Below are 7,774 nucleotides of genomic sequence, written 5' to 3' on the forward strand. Positions count from 1 at the left end.
TAGAATGCGATAAATTCTCATTAACATCTATCGTATCCCGTGCAGTCCACCTCATCGGCAAATCATCACCCGCATCAGGCCATCGATCAGCTCTACAGCCACCACCACGGCTGGCTGCAGACCTGGCTGCGCAAGCGCTTGGGCAGTGCCGCCGATGCTGCGGACCTGGCCCAGGATACCTTCGTGCGGCTGCTCAGCAGCGCAACCGGCGAGGCGCTGAACTACACGGCCCCGCGCGCCTATCTGGCCACAATCGCCAATCGCCTGGCCCTCAACTTCTATCGCCGCCGCTCGCTGGAGCACGCCTACCTGGCCGCGCTGGCGGAAACGCCAGAAGCGCTGGCACCGTCGCTGGAACACCAGGCGCTGGTGCTCGAAGCCCTCGATGAAATCGACCAGGTACTCGCCCTCCTGCCCGCCCAAAGCCGACAGGCGTTTCTGATGGCGCAGCTGGAAGGCTATACCCAAGAAGAGATCGCCAGCCGGCTCAAGCTCAGCGTCCGTACCGTGCAACGCCACCTGGCGCGGGCGTTTGAAGAATGCATCGTGCTCGCCAGTACGCACGATGAGTAATGCACCCATCGACCGGCGCATTGCCCGCGAAGCCGCCAGCTGGTTCGTGCGCTTGCAGAGCAGCAGCGCCGGCGCCGCCGAACATGCCGCCGGCGCCGAATGGCGGGCGCGGCACGCTGACCATGAACGCGCCTGGCAACTGGCCGAGCGCTTCAGCAGCCGTGCCCAGCAACTTAGCGGGGACCCCACCCGCGCGGCGCTGGAGCGCCCGCGCAGCCTGGAACGCAGGCAGGCACTCAAGACCCTTGCATTGCTGATTGCCACCGCCCCGCTTGGCCTCGCAGCCTACCGCGGGCTGCCGTGGCGCGAGTGGCAGGCGGACGTGCGCACGGCTACCGGGGAGCAGCGCAGCGTGCCCTTGCCGGATGGAGGGCAACTACGCCTGAACACCGGCAGCGCGGTCGATATCGCCTACGACGACAGCGTTCGCCGCGTGCGCCTGATCGCCGGTGAGATGCTGGTCGAAGTACCCCGTGAGCCTGCCAGGCGCCCGTTTATCGTCGATACCGCCGAAGCGCACATCAGCCCGCTCGGCAGCCGCTTGCTGGTGCGTCAGTACCCAGGCAGCACATTCCTCGCCGCGCTGGAGGGCGCTGTCGAAGTGCGCCCGCGCCTGGCACGGGGTGACGACGGCCTGGTGCGCCTGGCGGCCGGCCAGCAAACCCAGGTCAGCCTCCAGGCTGTGCAGCCCCCCATGCCGCTGGCCGAGCAGCGCCTCGACTGGCTCAACCATGTGCTGCGGGTCGAAAAGACGCGCCTGGATGACTTCATCAGCGAGCTGGGGCGCTATCGGCCTGGCTTGCTGCGTTGCGACCCCGCCGTGGCCCGGCTGCTGATCTCCGGCACCTTCCAACTGCGCGACACCGATCAGATTCTGCGCGCCTTGAGCCAGACGCTGCCGGTGGACATCCACTTCCGCACGCCCTACTGGGTCACCGTCACGGCGCGCGCGAATACGTAACAAGAATCATTGTCGTGTTTTGCTCAGGTTGCGTGTCCCTACCGTAAGCACATCACTTTTACAGGGCGGGACGAACACATGGCGACGACGCAGGGCATGCAACCATTGGCGCGGGCAGTACACGCTGCTGCATTGGGCCTGATAATCACAGGTGGCGGCCTGACTGCAGCCGTGTCGCAAGCCGCCGAGCACAGCGCGCAGCAGGGCCGGACCTTTCAGGTGCCCGCCGGCAACCTGAGCAGCGCCCTTTCCGATTTCGCCAGCCAAGCCGGTATCACCCTGCCCATCGAACCAGGCCTGGTCGAAGGTTTGCGCAGCCCAGGCCTGAACGCCACCACCAATGTGGAAGGCGGCTTGCAGCAACTGCTGCAAGGCACCGGCCTGCAAGCGTCACCGCAGGGCAATGGCCTCTACCTGCTGACACCACAGGCCGCGGGCACTGGCCTGGAGCTGAGCGCTACCAGCATTACCGGCCAAGGCTTGGCAGCGACTACCGAAAACAGCGGGTCGTACACCACCGGCACGATGCAGACGGCCACCAAGCTGCCCTTGAGCCTGCGCGAAACCCCGCAGGCCGTCAGCGTGGTCACGCGCAAGCGGATGGACGACAAGGCCATGACCACCATCAGCGATGTGGTCAAAAGTGCGCCGGGGATCTTCCTCAGCAACTCCGGCGGCGCCGGCCGCCCCTCTTTCAGTGCCCGCGGTTTTGACGTCGACAACATCATGTACGACGGCTTCCCCACCAGCTTCCTGACTTACCTGCCCAGCGGCGAAGCCAACCTGGCCATGTACGACCGGGTCGAGATCGTGCGTGGGGCCACCGGGTTGGCCCAGGGCGCCGGCAACCCCGGGGGTGCCATCAACCTGGTGCGCAAGCGCCCGACCAATGAATTCCAGGGCACCCTCACCGGCAGTGCCGGCAGTTGGGACGATTACACCGGCACGCTGGACATCGGCGGCCCATTGAATGAAACCGGCACCCTGCGCGCCCGTACCGTGGTCTCCAAGCAAGACGCCAAAAGCTTCCGCGACTCGGTGGAGAGTGACCATGACCTGTTCTACGGCGTGGTCGACGCCGACCTGAGCGAAAGCACCACCCTCACCCTCGGCGCCTACCGGCAGAAAAACCACACCAACTACATTTGGGGCGGTTTGCCCATGGCCCGTGGCGGCGGCCACCTCGGGCTGCCACGCGACACCTTCCTCGGCCATGACTGGGAATATTCAGACAACCGCACCACCGGCTATTTCGCCACCCTCGAGCAAGGCTTCGCCAACGACTGGACACTGCGCCTGGCGGCCATGCAGACCAAGACCGACACCGACGTGCTGGCCTCTTCGATATGGGAATACGACCGCCACTACCTGTGGACCGAAGCCATGGAGCAAAAGGAAAAAGGCTACGACCTGGCCGTCAGCGGCCCCTTCCAGTTGCTCGGTCAAACCCATGACCTGACCGTTGGCGTCAGCAAGCGCCAGCTGGATTATCGGTCTGGCAAGGCCTGGAGCGATTTCATCGACGACGGCAGCAACCTCTTCGAATGGAACCCCCGCGGCCATGCCAAGCCGGATTACGTCACGGGCCCCAACGGCCTCCCCGAGACCACCACCCAGGACAGCGTCTATGCCAGCAGCCGCCTGCGTTTGACCGACCCGCTGTCGCTGATTCTGGGTGGCCGTCTCGACTGGTACGAATTCGACGACAGCGAAAGCAGCGAAAACAACTACAAGATCACGCGCAACCTGACCCGCTATGCCGGCCTGGTCTACGACCTGGACACCAACCACTCGGTCTACGTCAGCTACACCGATATCTTCAAGCCGCAGACCAGCAAAGGCCTGGACAGTAAAGTGCTCGACCCTGTGGTGGGCGAAAACTACGAAGTGGGCGTCAAGGGCGAGTACTTTGGTGGCGCGCTGAACGCCAGCCTGGCGGTTTTCCAGATCGACCAGAAAAACCGCGCCCAAGAGCTGCCCGACGTCAAAGGGTGCGGGTCAGGCGCCGCCAGTGCCTGCTACGAGGCCGCTGGCCTGGTGCGCAGCAAAGGTATCGACCTCGAAATCCAGGGTGCCCTGACCGACAACTGGCAACTGGCTGCCGGCTACACCTACACCCAGACCAAATATGTCAGCGACGCCAACAAAGCCCGCGAAGGCGAAGACTTCGACCGCGCCAAACCGCGCCAGCTGTTCAAGCTGTCGACGATCTACACCCTGCCCGGTGAACTGCAGCGCTGGCGCGTGGGTGGTGATATCTACCAACAGAGCCGTATCCGCACTTCGGGGGGCGCCGGTTCTACAGCATGGGAAAACCAGCAAGGCTCTTACACCGTGGTGGGGTTGGTGGCAGGCTACAAAGCCAGCGAGCAGTTGGACCTGCAGGTCAACGTCAACAACCTGTTCGACCGCACCTACTACAGCAGCGTGGCCAATGGTGGGTGGAGCCCGTATGACATTTATGGCGACCCACGGAACGTGAAACTGACTGCGCGGTATAGCTTCTAGGAGGCGGCGCGCTTCCCTAACAAATAACGCCATTCACTCATCGAACAACGCAATCTACTGATGTATCAGGGCCCGTGTGGGAGCGGGCTTGCCCCGCGAACACCGGCAAAGCCGGTGCCATACACCGCGAGGCCCTTTCCCCTATCGCCGACCGCAGCGTCGGCGATAGAACATCCTCCCCCGCTTACAACGCATTCATCTCAGCAATATCCCGCGCCACCTGATCCGCAGAGTGGTCAAACATCGCCTGCTCCTGCCCATCCAGCGGCAACTCGATCACCCGCACAATCCCCTCCTCCGCCAGCACACACGGCACCCCCATGGCGATGTCGGTTCGCCCATACTCGCCCTCCAGCACCACCACCGCCGGCAAAATGCGATTTCGCCCATTGGCAATGGCATCCACCATCTGCGCAATCGCTACACCCGGCGCATCACAGGCACTGCCCATTTTCTTCAACCCCAAAATTTCACCGCCCCCCTTGCGCGTGCGCTCCACAATCCGCTCTATCTGCTCGCTGGACAGGAAGTGCGACAACGGCACAGACCCCACCTGGCAGTAGCGCATCAACGGCACCATGCTATCGCCATGCCCGCCCAGCACCAGCGCCGTGATATCCCGAGCAGAAAACCCCGTCTCCTCGGCAATGAAGCACTTCATGCGCGCGGTATCCAGCACCCCTGCCTGCCCGAACACCTTGTTACGGCCCTGCCCGCTGAGCGACCAGGCACGATAGGTCAGCACGTCGACAGGGTTCGACACCACCAGCACCGTCGCCGCTGGCGCATGGCGTTTGATATCCCGCATGACGCCATCGAGAATCGGCAGGTTGATACTCAGCACATCCTGCCGCGACTGCCCCGGCTTGCGCGGCACGCCTGCCGTGATCACCACCAGCTCAGACCCCTCCAGCATTTCGGCCTTGGCCCCGCCGTAAACCCGCGTATCGGACCCAGCCTCGACCGCCGCCTGCCACACATCCAGCGCCTTGCCCTGCGCCAACTCACCCTGCACATCGATCAACGCCAGCTCACGGCAGAACTCATCCCGGGCGATGATCTGAGCCGCCGCCTCGCCCACCATCCCGGCACCCACGATTGATAGTTTGTTCACCTGACACCTCCCAGCGGCGCGTGCCACCAGGAACACGCCTGCGTATAGAGAGAAGTATTGCCTGCTAATGCCCAAAGGCCACCCTGAGGTGGCCAGTGGTCGTTTAAAAGGGGGGACGGTTGGCTTTCAGGCACTACGCCGGTTAATCGGCCGGGCTCTGTTCGCGCTGCGACATCACCTTCCCGCACTGCTCACTGGCCAGGCGGCTGATGATCTGGATCGCTTGATGGATGCCAGCCGTGTTGCGGAAGCTCAGGCGCGGGTTGTGTTCGCATTCCAGCATTTCGTCGTGCTGGACCAAGGCTTCACCGAGCAGTTCTAGGGTCCAGGCGTAGCTTTGAATGGTGGAGAGGCGTTCGTGGTCAGTCATGGGGGGCCTCCTGGGGTTTGGAGGTGGGGTGGAATTGGGTGTTGAGGGGGTAGAAACGGTGGGGGGTGGCGGCCGGCGAAGGGCGGCGGCGGAGAGCGGATGCGAGGATCCTTAATGGACTTAAAGTGAGCATGCATGAGGTCCTTTTCGGTTGAAGCACCACGCTGACCGTCGCCAAACGATTAGGGTGGCAGCTGTACGCGGGTTGGCGAACCGAGGAAAAGGAACCCGGCAGACCCTAAGGTCTCCCACGCACAGCCGCCATTACACGAAACTGCGGACGCAAAAAAAGCGCCTGCAATCGTGATCGGGGCGCCGTTGCGCCTTTTCGTACGGGTCGCCAAACCCGGTCGCGGAATGGTCCGCGACTTGAGCAAGTTATCTGGGTGGGCTTGGTATTGCAAGGTTCGGGGGTGTGTGAATATTCGCCGAGAAGCGTAGGTTTCTCGGCGCTGGCCAAGGACTCTACTGTCGAGGCTGAACGATCAATTCTGGGCAGCGTGGCGCATCCAGCTTCCGATACGTCCCGGCGCTTTTCAGCGGAGCAAGCTACGAATCACCACAAACAGTATTACCGAGCCCACAATCCCAGAGGCGACCAGCCAGCCCGTTGAGGCCATCGCGTGGAAAAACCCAGGGAAGAGTGGCGTCTTCTCAAGCTTCACAAGCACAAGGCAGAGCCATGGCATGAGGATGACGTAAAGCAGTGGAACATAAACGATTGTCTGAAGGACCAGTGTCAGTCCGCCAGCCCAGTCGTTCCAGTCGTGTGGTTTGGCCATGGTGTTTTCCTTTTCTTGAATGGGATGAGTGAATCATCCGCTTCCTACTGCCCTAAACCCAGTTTACGCTCTGGCGTCGGTACAGAGCGAGCAAAGCACCCGCGACAGGCGGGCTTTGCTGAGGATGTTTGGCAGCAGTCATGGACTGCTACCAAACGCTTTACTGGAGACAGACGGACGGTTGTTGGCCGTGAGGGCCCGGTTTACGCGGGGTTGGAATTTGGTGGATTTTTTGTTGTACCTCATAGGGTATCTATAAACAAATCAGCTAGTTATGGCTATCAGTGGAAACGAATCGGGACTTTTGGACTCCATTGAGAACGATGACCAACCGCTTCAAATGCTCAGTGAGGAACGACAGGATCTGTCCGAAAATGGCAGCTAGCGAACCATATACGGCGCTCGTCCATTAAATAACGGCATTGATGGCGGGCCGTTGACTTCAGCGGCCTCAAACCTAGGTCAAGAGCTGCCGGAGACCTGTCGGCATTTGTAACGGATGCCGCTAGCGAACATTCTTCGTACGCTTGCTAGGCTCTGTACGAAATCCCGTGAAATCCAATCGCCGCGCCGCGAACGCTGAGGTTTTGTAGAGTCCCACGCCATCGACGGAAAGGAATTCTGTGATGGCAAAGCGTTATGAACTCTCGGACGAGGCCTAGACTGTGGTCGCCGATCTTTTCACTGAAACCCATAGTCGGGGGCGGCCCCGCCTGAGCGACCGCCTGATGCTGGATGGCGTGCTCTGGGTGCTCTGTTCGGGCGCTGCGTGGCGAGACATGCCCGAGCGCTTCGGACCTTGGTCAACGGTGTATCAACGGTTTCGTGGCTGGCGAAATCAGGGGACGTTCGATCAGATGCTCAAACGCTTGCATCTGAGACTGAATGAGGAAGGCTTGATCGATCTGCAAACCTGGATGATCGACTCAACCGCAGTACGCGCAACCCGAGCCTCATCTGGCGCTCGGAAAAAAGGGGGCCTGACGAGCCTGCCGATCACGCTCTAGGCCGCAGTCGCGGCGGCCTGACAACCAAAATTCACATGCTCTGCGATGCCAACGGAACTCCGTTGCGCTTCCTTCTCTCTGGCGGTCAAGCCAGTGATATCAGCTACGCCCAACCACTGTTGGATGGGGTCAGCATTCCGTCGAGCCAACGAGGCCGCCCGCGTAAACGCTGCAAATGGCTACTTGCCGACAAGGGCTACGACGCTGAAGCGCTACGCCGCTACTGCGACCAACATCGAATGCAGCCCGTCATCCCGATGCGCTCAATGAAGCGCAAACCCAAGCCTGGCTTACCCAGACTGTTTGATCGGCCCAAGTACCGACAGCGCAACATCATCGAGCGCATGTTTGGCTGGCTGAAAGAGAACTGCCGCATCGTGACACGCTTCGACAAGCTCGCAAAAAGCTATGCCGCTATGGTCTCGCTGGCTTGTTCCATGCGGTGTTTGCGACATCTCT

General features: G+C 61.6%; 7 protein-coding genes. 4 read left to right on the top strand and 3 right to left on the bottom strand.

Features of this window, described 5'->3' with window-relative positions:
* Window positions 1-39: 39 nt before the first annotated feature.
* The 3 genes from GIB19_RS22720 (at window position 40) to GIB19_RS22730 (ending at window position 4,042) form a co-directional block, all read left to right on the top strand.
* A complete protein-coding gene (locus GIB19_RS22720; RefSeq protein WP_027594537.1) occupies window positions 40-573 on the top strand; it encodes a sigma-70 family RNA polymerase sigma factor in 534 nt (177 codons plus the stop codon).
* Window positions 566-1,534, top strand: coding sequence for a FecR domain-containing protein (locus GIB19_RS22725; protein ID WP_027594538.1), 969 nt, complete (start codon window positions 566-568; stop codon window positions 1,532-1,534). The genes GIB19_RS22720 and GIB19_RS22725 overlap by 8 nt, the downstream gene beginning before the upstream one ends.
* A gap of 78 nt (window positions 1,535-1,612) precedes the next feature.
* Window positions 1,613-4,042 carry a TonB-dependent siderophore receptor gene (locus GIB19_RS22730; protein WP_274888089.1) on the top strand — a complete coding sequence of 810 codons (2,430 nt, stop codon included), beginning with the start codon at window positions 1,613-1,615 and terminating at the stop codon, window positions 4,040-4,042.
* Between the two features lie 184 nt (window positions 4,043-4,226).
* Here GIB19_RS22730 and GIB19_RS22735 read toward each other — a convergent pair whose 3' ends face one another.
* The 3 genes from GIB19_RS22735 to GIB19_RS22745 all read right to left on the bottom strand — a co-directional run bounded on the left by GIB19_RS22735 (window position 4,227) and on the right by GIB19_RS22745 (window position 6,308).
* The gene (locus GIB19_RS22735; RefSeq protein ID WP_274888090.1) at window positions 4,227-5,156 is read right to left on the bottom strand and encodes a malate dehydrogenase; all 930 of its coding nucleotides are present in this window, start codon (window positions 5,154-5,156) and stop codon (window positions 4,227-4,229) included.
* Between the two features lie 142 nt (window positions 5,157-5,298).
* On the bottom strand, window positions 5,299-5,526 hold the full coding sequence (locus GIB19_RS22740; protein ID WP_186703597.1) for a hypothetical protein: 228 nt from the start codon (window positions 5,524-5,526) through the stop codon (window positions 5,299-5,301).
* 536 nt (window positions 5,527-6,062) lie between these two features.
* Window positions 6,063-6,308 carry a hypothetical protein gene (locus GIB19_RS22745; protein ID WP_085274297.1) on the bottom strand — a complete coding sequence of 82 codons (246 nt, stop codon included), beginning with the start codon at window positions 6,306-6,308 and terminating at the stop codon, window positions 6,063-6,065.
* Between the two features lie 665 nt (window positions 6,309-6,973).
* Between GIB19_RS22745 and GIB19_RS22750 the strand changes: the two genes are divergently transcribed.
* Window positions 6,974-7,774, top strand: a protein-coding gene (locus GIB19_RS22750; RefSeq protein ID WP_274888091.1) for an IS5 family transposase whose coding sequence is annotated in 2 segments (ribosomal slippage) — window positions 6,974-7,273 and window positions 7,276-7,774 — 799 coding nt annotated over the 2 segments. Because the reading frame shifts where the segments join, the coding sequence is not laid out codon by codon here. This gene is flagged as partial in the annotation.

The organism is Pseudomonas sp. ITEM 17296 (assembly GCF_028895205.1).
GTDB classification, from domain to species: Bacteria; Pseudomonadota; Gammaproteobacteria; order Pseudomonadales; family Pseudomonadaceae; genus Aquipseudomonas; species Aquipseudomonas kermanshahensis.